Below are 20187 nucleotides of genomic sequence, written 5' to 3'. Positions count from 1 at the left end.
ACGAGAGCTCCATGACGCCCCTGTCCACCCTTCGGGTGCAGTTCAACGCCGGTTATACCTTCGACGACGCCTCGCGCGACGTTCCCGCATTCGCGGCACTCGGCGTCTCGCACCTGTATGCCTCGCCGATCTGGACGGCGGCGACCGGCTCGACGCACGGCTACGACGTCGTCGACCCCGGCACGGTGAGCGACGTGCTCGGCGGCGAGTCCGGGTTGCGCCGCCTGCGCGACCGGCTGGCCGCCTTCGACATGGGGCTCGTGCTCGACATCGTGCCGAATCACATGGGCATTGGTCCGGCGAATCGCTGGTGGTGCGACGTGCTGCGTCGAGGACGGCAAAGTCCCTATGCGCGCTACTTCGACATCGATTGGGAAGGCAATGCCGACGTTCCTGCCGGCAAGGTTCTGCTGCCGGTGCTTGCCGACTCGCTCGCGGATACACTGGCCCGGCGAGAGCTGTCCGTCGTGCACGGCATGACGGGGGAGTCGTCGCTCGCCTGCGGCGACGCGCGCTGGCCGCTGGCGCCCGACACGCTCGGCATTGCGGACGCTGCGCGCACGGCGCAGGACTGGCAGCAGGTGCTGGCGCGCCAGCATTACCGTCTGGCGCATTGGCCCCTCGCGCGCGACGCGCTCAACTGGCGCCGATTCTTCGACATCACGACGCTCGCGGCCGTCTGCGTCGAGCGCCCGGAAGTGTTCGACGCCGTCCACGCTCTGGTGCTGCGCCTGTTCGCCGACGGCGTCATCGACGGCGTGCGCATCGACCACGTGGACGGGCTGGGCGACCCCGGCGCGTACTGTCGCATGTTGCGCGCGGCGCTGCGTGCGCATGGCCGGGGCCGCGAGCCCTGGATCGTCGTCGAGAAGATCCTGATGAACGGCGAGCGCCTCGACGCCCGCTGGCAAACCGATGGCACGACCGGCTACGACTTCATGAACGACGTGGGCGCGCTGCTGCACGACGCGAATGGCGCGAGCGAACTCGACGCCCTCTGGCGAAGCGCGACGGGCGACGTCAGGGACTTCGACTCGCATGTTCGGCAGGCGCGCGAACAATTGATCGTTGAGCGCTTCGGCAGCGAGATGGCAAGAGTCGCCAAGGCGCTCTCGGCGCTCGTCGAAGCCGACGCGAGCGGTCCCGCGCGCGATCTCGGTATCGCCAGCTTGCACCGGTGCGCCTGCGCGCTGGCGGCGTCGTTTCCCGTGTACCGCTGTTATCCGGACGGTCCGGAAGCCGCCGACGCGGCCAACGAAGTGCTGGCGACGGCCATGGCCGCGGCGCGACGCAAGCTCCATGCGCTCGACCACGCGGCGCTGGCACAACTGGTCCGCTGGCTCACGCCTGGCGAGAACGGCGCGACGGGGCTGCGGCGCGACGCGCAGATTCGCTTTGCGCAGACCACGGCGCCGCTGGCGGCCAAGGCTGTGGAGGATACCGCCGGATACCGTTGGGGACGCCTCCTTTCACGCAACGACGTTGGCTGCGATGCGGCCACCTTGTCATTGCCGCCCGAGGCGTTTCACCGGGCCAATGCGCACCGCGCGCAACACTGGCGCACCGCCATGCTCACCACCGCCACCCACGACCACAAGCGCGGCGAAGACGTGCGCGCCCGCTTGGCGGTGCTATCCGAAGTCCCGGCGCGTTGGGCCGAAATGGTCGCCGGCTGGCGGGTGGAGAACGACCGCCATCGCGACGCGGCGGCCAACGCGCCCGATCCCGCGCACGAACTGATGCTCTACCAGACGCTCGCCGGCGCCTGGCCGTGCGGCTGGTCGTCGTCGGCACCGACGCGCGAGGCCATCGCCACGTTTGTCGGGCGCGTGGCGCAATGGCAGCGCAAGGCGATTCGCGAGGCGGGCCTGCGCACCTCCTGGCTCGCGCCTGACAGCAACTACGAAGCGGCATGCGAGGCGTTTCTCGCCGCCATCATGGCCGAACCGTCGTTCGTGCAGTCGATGCAGGCCTTCTCGGACGCCATCGGTCCGGCCGGCGCACTGAACGGGCTCACGCAGACGTTCCTGCGCCTGACCTGCCCAGGCGTTCCGGACACCTATCAGGCCAGCATCGGCTGGGACCAGACGCTCGTGGATCCCGACAATCGCCGCCCGGTACGTTTCGATTTCGCGACGACCGGCAGTACGATGGACCGCGCCGGTTGGCTCGCCTTGATGGATCGGTGGGAAGACGGCGACATCAAGCGCGCGCTGCTGCGCGCCCTGCTCCATTTGCGCCGTGCCTTTACGCCGGCGTTCATGCACGGCGACTACGTTGCGCTCGAGGCGCGCGGACCGTGCGCGTCGCAGGTCGTCGCGTTCGCCCGCGTGCCCGCACCCCGCACGGGCGGGGCGCTCGTCTGTGTGGCGACGCGGCACGCCGCACGCCACCTGGGCGCGACCGCCCCCGTGCCGGGAATGTCCCGGAGTGCGCCCCGGCTGCGGGCGCAGGACTGGCGCGAGACGGTCGTGGACATCGGGCCGGTGTCGCGCACCACGCATTGCCGCAGCCTGATTTGCGAGGCGGCAATCGGCACGCGATCCGGCAGCGAGCTGGCACTGTCCGAGGTGCTCGACGTGCTGCCCGTTGCCCTGCTTACCCCGGGATGAGCGACGGATCCCGCGGCCCGCGGGCCCTCGCCCCGGCTATTGACTGTCGATCCACTCCCGCGCGATGCGCGACGCCTCGTCGAGCGCCGCCTGCTCCTGTTCGTGGATGTCGTCTTTCAACGTCTCGACCTGATGGTGGTGAATCAGGCCATCGCTGGTCTGTACGGTGGCCTTGCCCGTGAAGCCGCCTGCCGGGTGGGGCAGCGCCGAGCAAATGACGCTGAAGGCCCGGTAACGAAAGGTGAGGACGGCTGCCATGTCAGACCGAACGCCACGCGGCGCTCTCCTCGCGTCCATAATGCCGGTGCATGGCAACGGCAGCGATGAACGTCTCGAGCGTCGCCGGGTCGGGCGTCGCGGTGTAACGAACCCCGGTGTCGCCGTCGTCGGGCATCACGCCGGCGGCGTCGAGCAACCGGCGTCCTTCGCCGATGGCGAGCAACGTCTTGCAGTGCCTGAACTGGTGGCGCACGAACTCCAGCGCATGGCCGTTGGCGCACAGCCTGTCCACGGCAGGCTCGCCCGGCGGGACGACGACGGCGTCGAAAAGGAACCCGGGGTGGCTGTCGAGCGCGGCGTCCGCATCGAGCGCTTCGCCGTCGGCGGCGGCACACAGCCCGACGTGCTCGCCCACGAGGCGCACATCCGCTTGCTGTGCCAACAGGGTGCGAGTCACGACCTTGACGACCTCGGCGTGCGTGCCGTCGGTGACGAGCACGGCGATCTTGCGCGAAGCGATCCCCCCGTCGCCGGGGTGCGCTTGCATCGACAGCGCCGGCGATCGATCGACTTCCGGCGCGGCCGGCGCGACGGCTGCGGGCGGCATCGGGTCGGGCAACGGCATGCCGAGCCCCGCCGCAATCGCCGCCGCCATCGGTTCGGACACGTTGCGCAGCATCGAGAGCATGCGCCGCCGGATGCCGGGCACGCTCACGTGGCTCAGCTCGAAGCGATAAGCGTCGATGATGTGGCGCTGTTCTGCCGGCGACTGGCTCTCGTAGAACAGCGTCGCCTGCTGGAAGTGCTCGGCGAATCTGGCCGGCTTGCCGCGCATCTCCACACCGCGCTCCGGCACCGGTTCCGGAAACGGAATGTAGCCGCCCGAGCCCGCCTGAAACGGACAGCCGCCGCCCATGGAATTGGGATCGTAGGCGACGCGGGCGCGATGTACGGTCTGTCGATGCATGCCATCGCGCTGGTGATTCTGCACGGGGGCAAGCGGCGCGTTGATGGGCAGCTCGTGGAAGTTCGGTCCTCCCAGCCGGGTGAGCTGCGTGTCGACGTAAGAGTGAATTCGCCCGGCGAGCAGCGGGTCATTGGTGAAATCGATGCCGGGCACCACGTTGGCGACGCAGAACGCCACCTGTTCTGTCTCGGCGAAGAAGTTATCCGGATTGCGCTCGAGTACCATGCGGCCGATCGGCGTGACCGGGATCATCTCCTCCGGCACGATCTTCGTCGGGTCGAGCACGTCGAAGCTGAACGTATCGGCCTGCGCTTCGGTGAAGATCTGCACGCCCAGTTCCCACTCGGGATACGCGCCGTTCTCGATCGCTTCCCACAGATCGCGCCGGTGAAAGTCGGGGTCGGCGCCGGCGATCTTCACCGCTTCGTCCCAGACGAGCGAATGCGTGCCAAGGCGCGGCGTCCAGTGGAATTTGACGAGTTTCGACACGCCGCTCGCATTGACGAAGCGGTACGTGTGCACGCCGAAGCCCTGCATCATGCGAAAGCTGCGCGGAATCGCCCGGTCCGACATGAGCCACATCATCATGTGAGTCGACTCGGGCGTGAGCGAGATGAAGTCGTAGAACGTGTCGTGCGCCGACGCGGCCTGCGGCATGGCGTGATGCGGCTCCGGCTTGACGGCGTGGACGAGATCGGGAAACTTCATGGCGTCCTGAATGAAGAACACCGGCATGTTATTGCCCACGAGATCCCAGTTGCCCTGGTCCGTGTAGAACTTCACCGCGAAGCCGCGCACGTCGCGCGCCGTGTCCTTGGAGCCGCGCTCGCCGGCGACGGTCGAAAACCGCACGAAGACAGGCGTGCGCTTGCCGGCCTCGGCGAACGGCGCGGCGCACGTCAATTCGCCCAACGCATCGTAAGCCTCGAAGTAGCCGTGTGCGGCCGACCCGCGAGCATGCACCACGCGCTCGGGAATGCGCTCATGATCGAAATGCGTGATTTTCTCGCGTAGCACGAAGTCCTTGAGCAGCGCCGGGCCGCGCATGCCGCCCACGAGCGAGTTCTGGTTGTCTGCGACGGGCACGCCCTGATTCGTAGTGAGCGGCGTGCCTTCGGCGTCGGCGCGCACCCGCGACAGGTCGCCGGTGACGGCGTTGAGCCCGGGAGCGGCGGGACCGCCGGTCTTCGGCGTGTCGTTGCGCTCGCGCACTGTGCTGGCGCGCGCGAGCGGTGACGGCGACTTCGACGTCTGCCCGAGCGCCGGCGTCGCGGCATCGGGACCGTACTCCGATGCCTTCCCGGCGTTGTATGGCATGCCGTCGACGGTCTGTCCGACTTCGCGCGTTCGCGCAACGCCCGCGTCGTCGATCCTGGCATGCGGCGCGCCAGCCGGCCCGCCGCTCGATTGGCGGAAAGCGCTTTCGGCAGCGAAGGGCGTCGCCCCGCTATCGCGGGTGGAGGGGGCGCCGGACTGCGGCGTTTTGCGGCGGGGCATGAGGTTCTCCTGTCAGTCGGCCGTCGGTCGCTTCGAAGTCATCTCGCAAGTCATCTCGCAAGTCATCTCGCAAGTCATCTCGTATTGGCGAGAGACGTCGCGAGCTTGCGCGCCATCGTCAGGTGGTGCTCCAGCGTCGGCAGCGTGCTGCGCGCAAAGGCCTTGAGCTCGGGGTCTTGTCCCGATTTCGCCTCGCGCTGGAACAACTGCACGGCCTGCTCGTGCGCCGCCGGGCCGGCGGTGGCCACGTAGGCGACGTCGAAGTCGTGACCCTGGCGCGACTTGAGCGCCTGCAGCTCGGGGTCGACTTCCGAGGTGGCCGGTGTGCGAATGTTCTTGCGCGCGGCGATCTGTTGCAGCTCGCTCGCCGCCTTCGTGTGATCCGCCACCATCTGACGCGCGAAGTTCTTGACCTCAGTGTTCGCAGAGCGCTCCAGCGCCAACTGGCTCGCCTGCACTTCGAGCATGCCCGAGCGCTCGGCCGCGTTGACGAAGGCGGCGTCGGCGCCGCCGGGCGGATGTGCCATGAGGCCGGAGTCGCGCGGCTTGCCCGGATCGACCATGTCGGCGCCACCTGGCGTCGCCTCGTGGGGCGTGAGTGGCGTCTGGGCGATCGCCATCGCCGGCGCAACCAGCGCCAGCTCGGCCATCAGCCCGTACAGGCGGCGTTGGAAGCGCCCCTGACTGCGATGTGTGAGTTTCATGGCGAGTCTCCTGAGTCGTTGAGGACCGTGCTCAGCCGCCGACGGCGGTGCCACCGTTCGGGTGCAGGGTCTGCCCTGTCATGTAGCTGCCGTCGCGGCAGGCGAGCAGCACGTAGCACGCCGCCAGCTCGTCGGGCTGACCCGGGCGCTTGAGCGGTGTGTTGGCGCCGAACTTTGCCACCTGATCGGCGCTGAACGTCGACGGGATCAGCGGCGTCCAGATCGGCCCCGGCGCAACCGCATTCACGTAGATGCCGTCTGGCGCGAGGTTGGCCGCCAGCGCACGCGTGAACGAGACGATCGCGCCCTTGCTCGCCGAATAGTCGAGCAGCACCGGGTTGCCCTGATAGGCCGTGACCGACGCCGTATTGACGATGCGCGCGCCGCTCTTCATGTGCACCAGCGCGGCCTGCGTCATGAAGAACATCCCGAACACGTTGGTCTGGAAGGTCCTGCGCAACTGTTCCTCTGAAATTTCCGAGAGGCTCTCGCACACATGCTGCTCGCCGGCGTTGTTGACGAGCACGTCGAGGCGCCCCCACGTCCTCACCACCTTGTCGACCGCTTGACGCGCCTGCTCACGCTCGCCGATATCCGCCTCGATCGTCAGGCACTTGCGACCGGCCTGCTCGATGAGCTCGCGGGTCGTGTTGGCATCTTCCGATTCCTTGAGGTAGACGATGGCCACGTCGGCGCCCTCCTTGGCGAAGGCCACCGCCACGGCGCGCCCGATACCGCTGTCGCCGCCGGTCACGATGGCCACGCGGTCCACGAGCTTGCCGCTGCCGACGTACTCCTTGGACGTATCCTGGGGCTTAGGATGCATCTCGGCCTCTACGCCGGGCTGCTGATTCTGCGTTTGCGGCGGCGGGGTGTTGGGCTTCTGACCTGTCATGAGTGAGACTCCTGTGTCGTTGCGGGTTGCGGGGGCGCAAGCGGCGAAAAATCGCGCCATTCGCCGTCTTCCCAGACGCCCTCCGTGCGCTGGAGATCGTCGGCGCCGGCATCGCGCAGCACGGACATCGCCATGTCGGCCGTCTGCGCCGTGACGTGCGCGGCGACGATGACCCCGGCGTCTCGGGCGTCGTAGGTTTGCGCCTGCGCGCGGCGATTACGCATGCGCGAGAGCGCGCCGGCCAGCGCGCCGAGGTAGGCGCCGACGAGCGCGCCAATGAGCGGTATGGGCCACCACTGCAGCCCGTACCAATAGACGGCCACGCCGATCACGCCGCCGACGATCAGGCCGGCGGACAGTCCGAGGACCGCGCCGGAGCCGCCGCGTCGGGCGCCGGGGTCGGCGTGCACATCGCCGCCGATGGGAAAACGGGCGTGCTGTCCCGCGGGGTTGAGGAAGAAGATCGACACGTCATCGGTCCTGAAGCGCCGCGCGTATAGGCGGCGCGCGACTTCACTCGCCTGCTCGAAGGTGTCGAAGCGTCCTGCCACGATCGTTGCCATGACGTGCCTCCGTGGTACTGCGCGCTCGGTACGGCCGTTACATCAACTTGCCGAGCTCCTTGGACACCGATGCCGGCGTCTTGTATTCGATGTCGGGGATGTGCTCGAGGGTGTCGAGAATCTTGCGCTCGGCGTGCTGGTCGCGCGCGCACGCCAGCAGTTCGGCCTTGCTGCACGGATAGTCCACGCCCTTGAGCGCCTTTTGCACGTCGACCGGGCTCGGCGGCTGGTTGTGCCCCGTCTGGTGTCCGCCCTTGTCGCGATTGGCACGGTCGCCTTCGTGCGAACGGGTGCGGCTCATTTCGTGGCCGGTGTGTTGCGGGTGATGAGATGCCATGGTCTTTCGCTCCAAAACGGTTGACGGGTTGACGATTGACAATCGACGGTTGACGAGGGGCAGCACTATCAGTGAGCTGCCGGCTTGCGCATTCGCGAGAGCGCTGCATAGGCGATCACCGTCGCGCCGACGGCGAGCGCGCCGGAGAGCCGGGGCCGCTTTGCCATCGCCGTGTACGGGCAGCTTCGGAACACCACGCCTTCCATGCCGGCGCGCTCCTGCATGTCGCGGCCAGGCTCGTGCAGCGCGTTTTCCTCGCGCGGCCGCGGCGGCTTGTCGGTGCGCTGAGAGCGCGAGAACAGGTTCGACGCCATCCGGTCGAAGAGGCCGGGCATGTGATATGCGCTCGACGACATGACTTTCGCCGCCGCGCCGACGAACAGGTCGCGGTGCGGATGCGCGGCGGCGTGGAGAATGGCGTCGGCCGCGAGCTCCGGATCGTAGATGGGCGGCGGAAGTTTCGGCTCGACGTCGAGGTAATTCTTCGCGTGCTTGACGAACATCGTGTCGAGCGCGGCCGGCTTGATCAGCGTGACGCTCACCGGAGCCTGCACGGATTCGAGTTCCAGCCGCAGCGAGTCGGTGAAGCCTTTCACGGCGTGCTTGGACGCGACGTAGGCGGCCTGGAGCGCGATCGGCGCGTCGGACGCCTCGCTGCCCATGTTGATGATGGCGCCGCCCAGGCCGTCCTGTTTGCCGCGCAGGTATTCGGCGGCCACGAGCGATCCGTGCACGACGCCCCAATAGTTGGTGTCGAAAAGTTTGCGCTGGTCTTCGAGCGGGACGTCCGAGGCCGCGCCGAATATCGACACGCCCGCGTTGTTTACCCAGGTGTCGAACTCGCCGAACGCTTCGATGGCCTTGACGGCCACGTTGCGCATTTGCTCGGCGTCGCAGACGTCCGCGGTCACCGGAATGGCCTGGCCGCCCTGCTCGCGAATTTCCTCGCAGAGTTGTTCGAGCGCGACCTGGTTGCGGGCGACGAGCACGAGTTTCGCGCCGCGCCTGGCGGCCTTGCGGGCCGTCACGAGGCCGACGCCGCTCGTGGCGCCCGTAAGGACGATGACCTGCTCGGACAGCGGCTTCAATCTATAGCTCATGGACGAGACTCCTTGTCGAGTGCGAGCCACAGGCGCGCGGCTCAGTGGCGGCCGCCGCTGCCCTCGTTGCGGCCTCGGGGGTTGCGTTGCGCGCCCGGCGCGCCTGGCGTGGCCGCGCCGCATTGCAGCGGCAGGCACGGGCGGTCGGAATCGTCGCCCTCGGGGACGACGAAAGGCGTTTTCAAAGGGGCATGGGGAAGGTGAGGCATGTAAGGCGTGTAAGGCATGTAAGGGGGCGTATGCGAATCCCACGTTCCGGGCGGAACGACCACGGCGGGTGCGAGCCGACGAAGCGTGGGGGGTGCGGGTGTGACGATATTCATGCTGGCCTCCGGATTTCTGCGTGCCAGAGATCGATGCAAGTCGCGTTCCAGGCGGTTCGCCGCAAGCGCGCCCGAAACCGCCGGCTGCCCAGGGGCGCGTGTTGGCCGGTCGCGGCGTGGCTTCGCCCTGCTTTCGCCTTGCTTTCGCCTTGGTATTCGCCCTTTTTTTCCGACCTTTTGTCCAACCTTTTGTAAGAATGGTCGGCACTGCCGTAGCCCCGCGGCGCCCACGCGCACGGCGCGCCGCGCAACGCGTGCAGGAAATGAACGACGCCGAGAACGACGCCGAGAACCGTTGCACCTCGTGAAATGCGATTCACCGCCGCGCACGCGGCACCGCCCACCCGGGCGCGCCGCGCTTGAGGAACCCGTTGGCACGCCAATTGCACGACAGGCATGACTGCGCCGATGTCTGGCGCTCCCCGCCCAGCCGGAGTCACAAGTCATGCAAAAAATTGCCTTGATCAGCGAGCATGCTTCGCCGCTGGCCGCCATCGGTGGGGTCGACGCCGGAGGCCAGAACATCTATGTCGCCAACGTCGCCCGTCAGCTCGTCTCGCGCGGTTATCGCGTGGACGTCTTCACACGGCGCGACGACCCGTCGCTGCCTCCGGTCGTGCCAGTCGGCCACAACATCCGGGTCATCCATGTGCCTGCCGGGCCGCCGCGCGACATTCCGAAGGAGCAGTTGCTGCCGTACATGGGCGAATTCGCGGACTTCATGGTGCGCCACTGCGCGCAGACGAAACCAGGCTACGACATTCTGCATGCCAACTTCTTCATGTCGGGCCAGGTGGGAATGCGCGTTCGTCAGGTGCTCGACATCCCGCTCGTCATGACGTTTCATGCGCTCGGGCACGTGAGACGCCAGAACCAGGGCGCTTCCGACACGTTCCCCGAGGAGCGCATCGAAATCGAGAACGCGCTCGTGCGAACGGCTGACGTGATCATCGCGGAATGCCCGCAGGATAAGATCGATCTGCTCACGCTGTACAACGCCGATCCGCGCCGCATCGAAATCGTGCCGTGCGGCTTCGATGCGAGCGAGTTCCATCCGGTGCCTCGCGCCGAGGCCCGCGCCGCGCTGGGCTGGGACCCCGACGAGTTCGCGATCCTGCAACTGGGCCGGCTCGTGCCGCGCAAGGGCATCGACAACGTGATTCGCGCCCTGCGCGTGATGCTCGATGAAGTGGGCTGCGGACGGCGCGTGAAGCTCCATGTCGTCGGCGGTCCTGATTACCGTGTCGATCTCGACCGTTGCGCGGAACTGGCGCGGCTCTCGACGCTCGCTCACGAGCTCGGCGTCGCCGAGCATGTCGATTTCGTCGGGCGGCGCGACCGCGACGCGCTAAGAGACTTCTACGGCGCGGCCGACGTCTTCGTCACCACGCCCTGGTACGAGCCGTTCGGCATCACGCCGGTCGAGGCGATGGCATGCGCCACGCCGGTGATCGGCAGCGACGTGGGCGGCATACGCACCACGGTCGTCGACGGCGAGACCGGCTTCCTCGTGCCGCCGAAGCACCCTGAAGCGCTCGCGGCGCGTCTTGCGCAGTTGCGCGACGACCGGTGCCTCGCGCACCGGCTCGGCCTGGCCGGTGCGCGGCGCGCCAATCGGCATTTCACATGGAGCGGCGTCGCAGAACAGCTGTGCGCCGTCTACGCCAGGCTTGCCGGCACACAGCGCGGCAAGGCGACGATCGTCCCGCTGCCGCCGGTGCGCACCATGACCGTCAAGCCGGCGATTCCCGTAACGGCAACGCTCAAGGAGAGCATTCGATGAAAGAACTGCACCGCAAGCGTGTGTTGGTGACCGGTGGCGCCGGGTTCCTGGGTTCGCACCTGTGCGAGCGGCTCGTGAGCGCCGGCCACGACGTGCTATGCGTCGATAACTTCTATACGGGCGTAAAGGACAACATCGCGCACCTGCTCGACGCCGGCAACTTCGAGCTGATGCGCCACGACGTGACGTTCCCGCTCTACGTCGAGGTCGACGAGATCTACAACCTCGCCTGCCCCGCCTCGCCCGTCCACTATCAGCGCGACCCCGTGCAGACCACCAAGACGAGCGTCCACGGCGCGATCAACATGCTCGGCCTCGCCAAGCGGACCGGCGCGCGCATTGTGCAGGCGTCGACGAGCGAGGTGTACGGAGACCCCGGCGTACACCCCCAGGCCGAATCGTACTGGGGCAACGTGAACCCCATCGGCCCGCGCGCGTGCTACGACGAAGGAAAGCGGTGCGCGGAGACGCTATTCGTCAACTATCACCGCCAGCATGGCGTGCAGACACGCATCGCGCGCATCTTCAATACCTATGGGCCGCGCATGCATCCGCTCGATGGCCGCGTGATATCGAACCTCATCACCCAGGCGCTGCGCGGTGAGCCGCTGACCGTGTATGGCGACGGGCTGCAGACCCGGGCGCTCTGTTACGTGGACGATCTGGTCGACGGCCTCGTCCGGCTGATGGAATCGGACGTGGCCGCCGAGGTCCCGGTGAACCTCGGCAGCGATCACGAGCTCTCCATGCTGGACGTCGCGCGCGAAGTGCTGCGCGCCACGGGCGCCAAGACCTCGATCGAGTTCAGGCCCCTGCCCGCGGACGATCCGCAGCGCCGGTGCCCGGATCTACGCGCCGCCCGCGAATGTCTGGGCTGGGCGCCGTCGACGCCCCTGGCCGACGGCCTCGCCCACACGGTGCGCTACTTTTCCCAGCGACTGGCCACGCTTTCCCAGGTCTCGCGCATGGTCGCGCGCGCCACGCCGGCCGCTTCGCTGTCGCCGCGCAGCAGCGCACCGGTGTAGTTGCGAAACATCTTCGCGGTCATATGCGGCGGGATCGGCGGCACGTTCGGATCGGTCACGACATCGAGCACGGTGGGCCGGTCTGCCTCGAACGCCTCGCGCCACGCCGCGCGCACATCGCCCGGGGCTTCGACGCGAATGCCGTTCAGGCCCAATTGACGGGCGTATGCCGCGTAGTCAAATGGTGGCAGCGACTGGGACACGGCAAAACGCGGATCGCCTTCCTGTGCGCGCTGCTCCCATGTGACTTCGTTCAGATCGCCGTTGTTGAGCACCAGCACCGCCAGTCGCGGGTCACGCCACGTCTGCCAGAGGTTCGATAGTGTGATGAGTTCATTGATGCCGTTCATCTGCATCGCGCCATCGCCCTCCAGGGCGACAACGACGCGCGAGGGGTGCGCCATCTTGGCGGCCAGCGCATATGGCATGGCCGCGCCCATCGACGCCAGACCGCCGGAGAGCGAGCCCATCATGCCCTCGCGCAGTTGTACGTCGCGCGCATACCAGTTGGCCGCCGTGCCCGAGTCGGCGGTGACGATGGCATTGTCGGGCAATTGCTGCGACAACTCGCGAAAGACACGCTGCGGATTGATCGGCTTGGCGTCCGACGCCGCGCGGCGGTCCATGACGCGCCACCATCGGGCCACGCGTGCCTGCACCCGTTGGCGCCAGTCGTCGTTCTGACGAACGTGGAGCCGCGGCAGCAGCGCGTCGAGCGTGGCGCGCGCATCGCCGACCATCGCGACTTCCATCGGATAGCGCAGACTCAGCATGCGTGCGTCGATGTCGATCTGCACCCCGCGCGCCTGCCCTTCCTCCGGCAGAAATTCGGCATAGGGGAACGCCGAGCCGATCATCAGCAACGTGTCGCATTCGTTCATCAGTTCCCAGCTCGGCTCGGTCCCCAGCAGGCCGATCGCGCCGGTCACCCAGGGCAACGTGTCGGGAATGACCGCCTTGCCGAGCAGCGCTTTGGCCACACCGGCTTCGAGCCGGTTAGCCACGTCAATGACGCGCGCGCCCGCGCCTAGCGCCCCGGCCCCGACGAGCATGGCGACGCGCTGTCCCGCGTTGAGCACTTCGGCGGCACGGTCGAGCTCGTCCTCAGATGGCACGACATGGCGCGGCGCACGTCGCACGCCGCCCACGATGGGGCCGCTGCGCACGCTGCCGTGCACGCGCGGCGGCACGGCCACGGCGGGCAGGTCCTGGACGTCGTTGGGGACGATGATGCAGGTGACGGTGCGCTGGTCGTGCGCGATGCGAAAGGCGCGGTCGATCACATGCCGCGCTTGCGCCGGCGTCATGATCTCCTGCACGTATTCATGCGCCACGTCCTTGAACAGCGCGTGAAGATCCACCTCCTGCTGGAAGTCGCCACCCAGCGATGCCCGCTTTTGCTGGCCAACGATCGCCACCACCGGCTGGTGATCGGCCTTGGCGTCGTAGAGACCATTGAGCAGATGGATGGCGCCCGGGCCTGACGTGGCGAGACACACGCCCGTCTCGCCGGTGAACTTGGCATGTGCGCACGCCATGAAAGCGGCCATCTCCTCGTGGCGCACCTGCACGAACTCGGGCTCGTTCTTCGCCCTGCCGAAAGCGCCGACGATGCCGTTGATGCCGTCGCCGGGATAGCCGAATACCCGCTGCACGCCCCAAAGGCGAAGCCGCTCCAGCAGAAAATCTCCAACGCTCTGTGCCATGACGGTGTTCTCCCGGTAAATACCTCACCGTCGCAAGGTTCGTGCCGCGGCCCCGGGCGGCGAACAGGCCCATGGACGCCGGGGCGGCGCAACATTCACCGCGCCACGGGCGCGTCGCCCTCACGCTGCGCGGGTAATTTTCACAGCACGCTTGAAAAAATGGCACGCCGAAATGCCGCAACGCTGAAAAGGCGAAAAAGCGCTGAGACGCTGAAACGCTGAAACAGGCGAAACATCGAACCGGCATCGAACCGGCATCGAGCCGGCATCCAAACGGCATCCAAACGGCATCCAAACGGCATCCAAACGGCATCGGAACGGCGCGACGTCATTGGGTCGTCAGCGTCAGGATCTGGCGCGCGAGCGCACGCACGTCGACCGGCTTGGCGACGTATGCCCGAAAGCCGGCTGCTAGCGCGAGGCGCCGCTGGGCGTTGTCCGCATGCGCCGTCACGGCCAGCACGGGCACGGGCTCGCGCCTGGCGAACGTCTCGTTGATCTGGCGCACGAGCCAGAAGCCGTCCCCGTCGGGCATCTCGAGATCGGAGAGCACGATGCTTGGCGTGTCCCGGTGCAGGGCGGCGAGCCCTTCCTGCCCGCTGCGCGCCTCCGTGACGACGGCGCCGAGCGTGCGCAGTGCCGCGGCCAAGCTTTCGCGCGACGGCGCATCGTCATCCACGAGCAGCACATGCTGCCCCTCGAGCACGGTGGTCGGCTGCATCAGCAGCGGCGCCGTGTCGGGATGCACCGTACGCGGCGGCGGCCCGTCGAGTGGGAGTCGCACGGTGAAGCGGCTACCGGTGCCCACGCCGCGGCTCGCCACTTCGACGCTGCCCCCATGCAGCTCCGCAATGTGGCGCACGATCGACAACCCGAGCCCCAGCCCGCGGCGCGGCGACACGGGCGCGTCCGAGGCGCGCCGGAACGCGTCGAACACATACGGCAGGAAGTCGGCGGCAATGCCTTGTCCCGTGTCGATGACCGATAGACGCAGCCAGCGGGCTTCCTGTTCAAGGGTCACTTTCACCTGCCCCCCTTTGGGCGTGAACTTGATGGCGTTCGATACGAGATTGGTGAGCATCTGGCGCAAACGCTCGCCGTCGCCGACCAGCAGGCCGGTCATGGCGGATACGTCCGAGCTCAGGCTCACGCCTTCGGCGGCGGCCATCGTCTGCATGGTGACCGTCACGTCGTGCACGATGCGCTCCACGTCGAGCAACACCCGCTCCAGACGCAGCTTGCCCGTGGCGAGCGACGACACGTCGAGGATGTCGTCGACCATGTGTGCCAGCGAGCGCGCGCTGCGGTCGATTGCATCGACGGCCTGTGACTGCATGTCCTTTCCCGAAGGATGGCGCAGCACCTCGATCCACCCATAGATGGCGTTGAGCGGCGTGCGCAGCTCGTGCGAGACCGTGGCGAGCAATTCGTCCTTCATGCGGTTCGACGTGTCCGCCTGGTCGCGCTCGTCGCGTGCACCGCGCAGGGACCGCTGGATGCGGCGATTGTCGACATGCTTCTGACTCTCGTCGCGCAGCACCGCGGTTGCCCCGATGCACTGCCCTCGCGTATCCCGCAAAGGGGCGCTGGAGAGCGCGGCGCGAAACGGCCGACCGTCCGAGCGCAGGCACACGATATCGATGCCGGACACGCTCGCCGATGCGGCGCTCAGCGGACGGTGCAGCGGGTGGCGGGCCAGCCAGTGCCTCGCCACGAGGTCTTCCACCGTCTTGCCCAGGGCCTCGCTCGCCGCGAGCCCGAACATGCGCTCGGCGGCCGGGTTCCACTGCGTGACGCGAAGGCAACTGTCGATACTGACCACGGCGTCGGGCACGGCGTCGAGCACGCCTTGCGCTTGCCGCCTCGAAGCGCCGCTGCGAAAGAGGTACGCCGCGAGCAGGATCACCGGTACGTAAGCGAGCGACGTGACCCACTCCAGTTCCACCGACACCAGCGGTCGCACGAGCAAGTCGACGAACACGGCAACCAGGGCCGCAAAGAGGAGGGCTATCCAGCGACGGGCACGATATTTGCTGTTCACGATGGCCACCGCAACGATCCAGGATGCCCAACATGACGCAAAGTCTCCTTCCCGAGCCGCCGGAAACGTCGAAATGGCTCGTGATTTCTCCGCATCTCGATGATGCCGTCTTCAGTTGCGGACGGCTGCTCGCCGCCTCGCCCGGCAGCACTGTCGTGACGGTTTTCGCCGGCGTGCCGGCCGACGACGGCGAGGCGCCGCCGTGGGACCGGGCTGCGGGCTTTGCCTCGGGGCGTGCCGCCATGCAGGCGCGCCACCTCGAGGACCGTGCGGCGCTCGAGATGCTGAGCGCCCAGCCGCTCTGGCTGCCCTTCCTGGACCGGCAGTACTGCGAAGGCAACACGCCGCAGACGATCGTGCCGGCGTTGCGCGAGGTGATCGAGCAATACCCGGGGCGCCGCATCCTCGCGCCTCTCGGGCTGTTCCACAGCGACCACGCGCTGGTGTACGACGCGATATGGGCGATGCTGCACGAAGCCGTGCCCGCACTGGCGGGGGACGTCGCCGAAGCCGATGCGGGCGTGCGGGAGCTCGGGCGCTGGTGGTTTTACGAGGACATGCCGTACCGTCGGCTGAGCGGGCTCGTGGCCGCCCGCGTGCGTCAGTGGCGCGAACAGGGCTATGCGGCCCGTCGGGCCGATCCCATGCCGCCTGAGATGGCGGGCAGCGACTTTGCAGCGGTCAAGGTCACCGCCATGCAGGCTTACGAGAGCCAACTGGGTCTGCTTGACCCGGAGGCACTGATCGATCTGAACACTTCCGAGAGTTACTGGCAACTGCAATGGTCTCCTGTATCGCTTTGAGTGCTTGCCCTGCCCGCGTTTCCGGGCAGCGGGATCCGCGTCTCACCGTCGTGGTGCTGTCCCATCGGCGCCCGTTCGAATTGCGGCGCACGCTGCGTCGTCTGGTCGCGCTGCCCGACCGGCCGTCCATCGTCGTGGTGGACAACGGCTCCGAACGCGAACTTGCCGAGATGGTCCGCGAGCAGTTCCCCGGCGTCACCCTGCTGCGCTCCACCGCCAATCTGGGCGCGTGCGCCCGCAACATCGGCGTGCGCAATGCCAAAACGCCCTACGTCGCCTTCTGCGACGACGATACGTGGTGGGAACCCGGGTCGCTGTGCCTTGCCGCCGACTATCTCGACAAGCACACGCACATCGGCGCGATCACGGCGCGCGTGCTCGTCGGCGTGGAACGCCGCGAAGACGCCACCAGCCGGCTCATGCGCCACAGTCCGCTCGACACCTTCCCCAAGCAGCCGGGGCCGACCATTCTCGGCATGCTCGCCGGCGCCACCGTATTTCGCCGTGCCGCCTTCGTTGCGGCGGGTGGCTACCATCCGCGCTTCTTTCTCGGCGGCGAGGAGTCGCTGCTCGCGCTCGACATCGCCGCGCAGGGGTGGACCCTCGTCTACAGTGACCAGTTGACGGTGCATCACTACCCTTCGCTCATGCGCGACGCGCTCGCCCGCCGGGCGACGCTCGCGCGCAACGCGGTCTGGACGGCCTGGTTGCGGCTTCCCCTGGGCGCGGCGCTGCGCGAAACCTGGCGCCTCGCGCCGGACGTGTGGCGCGAGGCCGGCGGCATTGCCGGCTGGGCGCGCACGCTGAGCGGGCTTGCCTGGACGCTCAGGGAACGCAACGTGATCCCGCGGCGTGTGGAAAACATGCGGCGTCGCGTAGCGGCCGCGCAGCGCAGGCTCGCGTTTTCCGAGGCCCAGGCGTGACTGGCCGTGGCGAAGATCCGCGACAACGCGCTGCGACGGCAGATGACGGCGACCTGCGAGGACAAGTTGCGGGGCGGGGATCATCGTGAACGCGCCGTCGGTGGACTCTCGTCCTTCTCCGCCGGCTCGGCAAGGCGGCTATACAGCGTCTTCAGGCTGATATTGAGCATTTCCGCGGCCCGTGCCTTCACGCCGCCGCAGCGTTCGAGCGTGCCGAGGATCAGCTTGCGGTCCATGTCCTCGAGCGGCGTGTCGAGCGGCACCGTCACGCTGTCATCGTTGACGATCGCTTCGTCGAACTCCGCGAGAATGGGCGGCGGCAGTGTATCGATCACGTCGCCGTCGTTCAGAATGCGCGCACGTTGCACAAGATTGCGCAGTTCGCGCACATTGCCCGGCCAGTCGTAGGCGCGCAGCGCCTTGAGCGTGGCTTCGCTGAATATCATCTGCCGTCCGTCCGTGTCGGTCAGTGCCGCGAGGAAGGCCTGTGCGAGCATCGGGATGTCGTCGCCGCGCTCGCGCAATGGCGGCAGCGTGATCGGAAAGACGTTCAGGCGGTGATAGAGGTCGAGCCGGAAACGGCCGTCGCTCACCGCCGCTTCAGGGTTGACGTTGGTCGCGGCGATGATGCGCACGTCGACGCTGATCTCCTGCGTGGAGCCCAAGCGGGTCAGCTTGCCGGTCTCCAGCACGCGCAACAGTTTCACCTGCGACTCGGGCGGCATCTCGGTCACTTCGTCGAGGAACAGCGTGCCGCCGTCAGCGCGTTCGAAGAAGCCCTTGTGCTGGCGCTCGGCGCCCGTGAAGCTGCCGCGATCATGGCCAAACATTTCGCTTTCGACCAGATTGGCGGCAATCGCCCCGCAGTTGACCGCCACGAACGGGCCTTTGCGTCGCAAGCTCAGATCGTGGACGGTCTGCGCAGCCAGTTCCTTGCCCGTGCCCGACTCCCCCATCAGAAATACCGCCGCCTCGCTGGGTGCCACGCGGCTGATCGCGCGATACACGTCCTGCATCACGGGCGAGTTGCCCAGCATGCGGCCGAAGCGGCCGAGTTGCTGCAGCTGCGCGCGCAGCGCGAGGATTTCGCCGCGCAGCTCGTCGGTGCGGGGCACTCTGGCCAGAATGCCGTTTAGCCGCTGCATATTGATCGGCTTGACCAGATAGTCCGCCGCACCGCGCCGCAATGCATCGATGGCGGTGTCGAGGCTCGCGTGCCCGGTCATGAGCACGACCTCGACGTCGGCGGCATGCGGGAAATCATCGATCAGTGTCATGCCATCGCCGTCCGGGAGCATGAGATCGGCGAGGATCAGGTCCGGCACGCGTTTGGCGATCTTTTCACGCGCCTGGGCAAGCGTTGGCACCGCATCACAGTTCAACTGCTGGGCATGTGCCAGGGCACTCAGCATTTCGCGGGTGTCCTGGTCGTCTTCGACGATGAGAATGTATGGCATGGCGCAGGCCTCTTCCGGTTCGCTACCATCACGTTGTTCGGACAGCAAGCGGACGCCGAAGGTTGCCGCGTCGGACCATGCAATGTAGCTATCCGAAAGCCCTCGGGCGACCAAACAATCAATCCGTTGCTGCGCGCGATACGTTACTCTTTTATAGACGGAATCCGAACGAGCGTCTGTCGGCGCCGTCTTACAGATCCGGCGCTACCGGACGGGTCACTCGGGGCAATGAGGAGAAGTGCATGGCAGTGCAAGAGGAAGCCCGCGCACGGCTCGTGGGAGATTCGCGCGGCGTGACGGAACTGCGCGCGAGGATCGAGCGTTTCGCGAGCGTTCCGGCGAACGTGCTCATCGTGGGCGAAAGCGGTAGCGGCAAGGAAGTCGTGGCGCGCTATCTTCATGACGTGAGCCCGCGTCACCCCTATCCCTTCGTCGCCGTGAACTGTGCCGCCATTGTGCAGGAGCTCGCGGAGTCGCAATTGTTCGGCCACGAGCGCGGCAGTTTCACCGGCGCCGTGTCGCAGCACATCGGATTTTTCGAAGCCGCCACGCGGGGCACCCTCTTTCTCGACGAAATCCAGGACATGCCGATGGCGCTGCAGGTCAAGCTGCTGCGCGCGCTCGAGACGAGGGCCGTGGTCCGCGTCGGCGCTCAGGAGCCGGTCGGCTTCGACACGCGCATCATCGCCGCGACCAACGCCAATCCAGGCCGGGCGGTACGCGAGGGCCGGCTGCGGCAGGACCTGCTTTTCCGCCTCGCGGCTTTCGCGCTGTACGTGCCGCCGCTGCGGCGTCGCGAGAACGACGTGGTCGCCCTCGCCCAGTCTCACGTCGACCGGCTCAACGCCAGTAACGGGACGGGCAAGCGTCTGACGCCGCAGTCTCTCACCGTCTTGCGCCGCCACCCGTGGCCGGGCAACGTGCGAGAGCTGCACAACACGATCGAGCGAGCGTTCATCATGGCCGACGGCGACCTCGAGCTCGAACCGCTGCCCGCCCCCCGTCGGCGCGAACAGGTTCTCGATGGCGCGCTCAGCATCCCCATCGGCGCCACGCTGGCGCAGGCGCAGCAGTCGTTCATCGCGGCCGCGCTGCGCCACTTCGGCGGGGACAAGCCGCGCACGGCCAAGGCGCTCGGAATCAGTCTGAAGACGCTCTATAACCGCCTCGCCCTGATGACCGACGCCCAGACGGCGCAAGCGGCAGACACGAGCCCGGCGTAGGGCGAGCAC

General features: G+C 67.5%; 16 protein-coding genes. 6 read left to right on the top strand and 10 right to left on the bottom strand.

Annotation, left to right across the window (positions count from 1 at the left end):
* Positions 1 to 11 precede the first annotated feature (11 nt).
* Positions 12 to 2612 carry a malto-oligosyltrehalose synthase gene (gene treY, locus PNO31109_RS04440; protein WP_150554424.1) on the top strand — a complete coding sequence of 867 codons (2601 nt, stop codon included), beginning with the start codon at positions 12 to 14 and terminating at the stop codon, positions 2610 to 2612.
* A 36-nt stretch (positions 2613 to 2648) separates the two neighbouring features.
* Here treY and PNO31109_RS04435 read toward each other — a convergent pair whose 3' ends face one another.
* From PNO31109_RS04435 to PNO31109_RS04405, 7 genes are all read right to left on the bottom strand, one after another.
* Positions 2649 to 2870 carry a hypothetical protein gene (locus PNO31109_RS04435; protein ID WP_150554423.1) on the bottom strand — a complete coding sequence of 74 codons (222 nt, stop codon included), beginning with the start codon at positions 2868 to 2870 and terminating at the stop codon, positions 2649 to 2651.
* Position 2871: 1 nt separating this feature from the next.
* Entirely contained in the window at positions 2872 to 5295 is a 2424-nt protein-coding gene (locus PNO31109_RS04430) for a catalase (RefSeq protein ID WP_150554422.1), read from the bottom strand.
* A gap of 74 nt (positions 5296 to 5369) precedes the next feature.
* On the bottom strand, positions 5370 to 5999 hold the full coding sequence (locus tag PNO31109_RS04425) for a DUF4142 domain-containing protein (protein ID WP_150554421.1): 630 nt from the start codon (positions 5997 to 5999) through the stop codon (positions 5370 to 5372).
* Between the two features lie 31 nt (positions 6000 to 6030).
* Positions 6031 to 6894: an SDR family oxidoreductase gene (locus PNO31109_RS04420; protein WP_150554420.1), complete on the bottom strand. Its 864-nt coding sequence runs from the start codon at positions 6892 to 6894 to the stop codon at positions 6031 to 6033.
* Positions 6891 to 7457 (bottom strand): hypothetical protein, encoded by a 567-nt coding sequence (locus PNO31109_RS04415; protein WP_150554419.1) that lies wholly within the window; start codon positions 7455 to 7457, stop codon positions 6891 to 6893. Before PNO31109_RS04415 ends, PNO31109_RS04420 begins: the two co-directional genes overlap by 4 nt.
* Before the next feature lie 37 nt (positions 7458 to 7494).
* Positions 7495 to 7794: a DUF2795 domain-containing protein gene (locus PNO31109_RS04410; RefSeq protein WP_150554418.1), complete on the bottom strand. Its 300-nt coding sequence runs from the start codon at positions 7792 to 7794 to the stop codon at positions 7495 to 7497.
* Between the two features lie 68 nt (positions 7795 to 7862).
* Entirely contained in the window at positions 7863 to 8894 is a 1032-nt protein-coding gene (locus tag PNO31109_RS04405; protein WP_150554417.1) for an SDR family oxidoreductase, read from the bottom strand.
* A 768-nt stretch (positions 8895 to 9662) separates the two neighbouring features.
* Between PNO31109_RS04405 and PNO31109_RS04400 the strand changes: the two genes are divergently transcribed.
* Both PNO31109_RS04400 and PNO31109_RS04395 read left to right on the top strand, forming a co-directional pair.
* Positions 9663 to 11000, top strand: coding sequence for a glycosyltransferase family 4 protein (locus PNO31109_RS04400; protein WP_150554416.1), 1338 nt, complete (start codon positions 9663 to 9665; stop codon positions 10998 to 11000).
* Positions 10997 to 12025: a UDP-glucuronic acid decarboxylase family protein gene (locus PNO31109_RS04395; protein ID WP_150554415.1), complete on the top strand. Its 1029-nt coding sequence runs from the start codon at positions 10997 to 10999 to the stop codon at positions 12023 to 12025. Before PNO31109_RS04400 ends, PNO31109_RS04395 begins: the two co-directional genes overlap by 4 nt.
* On the opposite strand, the gene PNO31109_RS04390 is transcribed toward PNO31109_RS04395, so the two are convergent.
* Both PNO31109_RS04390 and PNO31109_RS04385 read right to left on the bottom strand, forming a co-directional pair.
* Positions 11923 to 13731 (bottom strand): thiamine pyrophosphate-requiring protein, encoded by a 1809-nt coding sequence (locus PNO31109_RS04390; RefSeq protein ID WP_150554414.1) that lies wholly within the window; start codon positions 13729 to 13731, stop codon positions 11923 to 11925. The two genes, PNO31109_RS04395 and PNO31109_RS04390, sit on opposite strands and share 103 nt — an antisense overlap.
* A 328-nt stretch (positions 13732 to 14059) precedes the next feature.
* Positions 14060 to 15772, bottom strand: coding sequence for a PAS domain-containing hybrid sensor histidine kinase/response regulator (locus PNO31109_RS04385; RefSeq protein WP_150554413.1), 1713 nt, complete (start codon positions 15770 to 15772; stop codon positions 14060 to 14062).
* Positions 15773 to 15804: 32 nt separating this feature from the next.
* On the opposite strand from PNO31109_RS04385, the gene PNO31109_RS04380 reads away from it, so the two are divergent.
* Positions 15805 to 16575 (top strand): PIG-L deacetylase family protein, encoded by a 771-nt coding sequence (locus PNO31109_RS04380; RefSeq protein WP_150554412.1) that lies wholly within the window; start codon positions 15805 to 15807, stop codon positions 16573 to 16575.
* Entirely contained in the window at positions 16554 to 17498 is a 945-nt protein-coding gene (locus PNO31109_RS04375) for a glycosyltransferase family 2 protein (RefSeq protein ID WP_150554411.1), read from the top strand. The genes PNO31109_RS04380 and PNO31109_RS04375 overlap by 22 nt, the downstream gene beginning before the upstream one ends.
* A gap of 80 nt (positions 17499 to 17578) precedes the next feature.
* On the opposite strand, the gene PNO31109_RS04370 is transcribed toward PNO31109_RS04375, so the two are convergent.
* Positions 17579 to 18955 carry a sigma-54-dependent transcriptional regulator gene (locus PNO31109_RS04370; RefSeq protein WP_150554410.1) on the bottom strand — a complete coding sequence of 459 codons (1377 nt, stop codon included), beginning with the start codon at positions 18953 to 18955 and terminating at the stop codon, positions 17579 to 17581.
* 242 nt (positions 18956 to 19197) lie between these two features.
* On the opposite strand from PNO31109_RS04370, the gene PNO31109_RS04365 reads away from it, so the two are divergent.
* A complete protein-coding gene (locus tag PNO31109_RS04365) occupies positions 19198 to 20178 on the top strand; it encodes a sigma-54 interaction domain-containing protein (RefSeq protein WP_150554409.1) in 981 nt (326 codons plus the stop codon).
* Positions 20179 to 20187 lie beyond the last annotated feature (9 nt).

This window comes from Pandoraea nosoerga (genome assembly GCF_902459585.1).
Classification (GTDB): domain Bacteria; phylum Pseudomonadota; class Gammaproteobacteria; order Burkholderiales; family Burkholderiaceae; genus Pandoraea; species Pandoraea nosoerga.
Note: the sequence above shows the minus strand (reverse complement) of the source record. Positions and strands in the feature narration are given on the sequence as shown.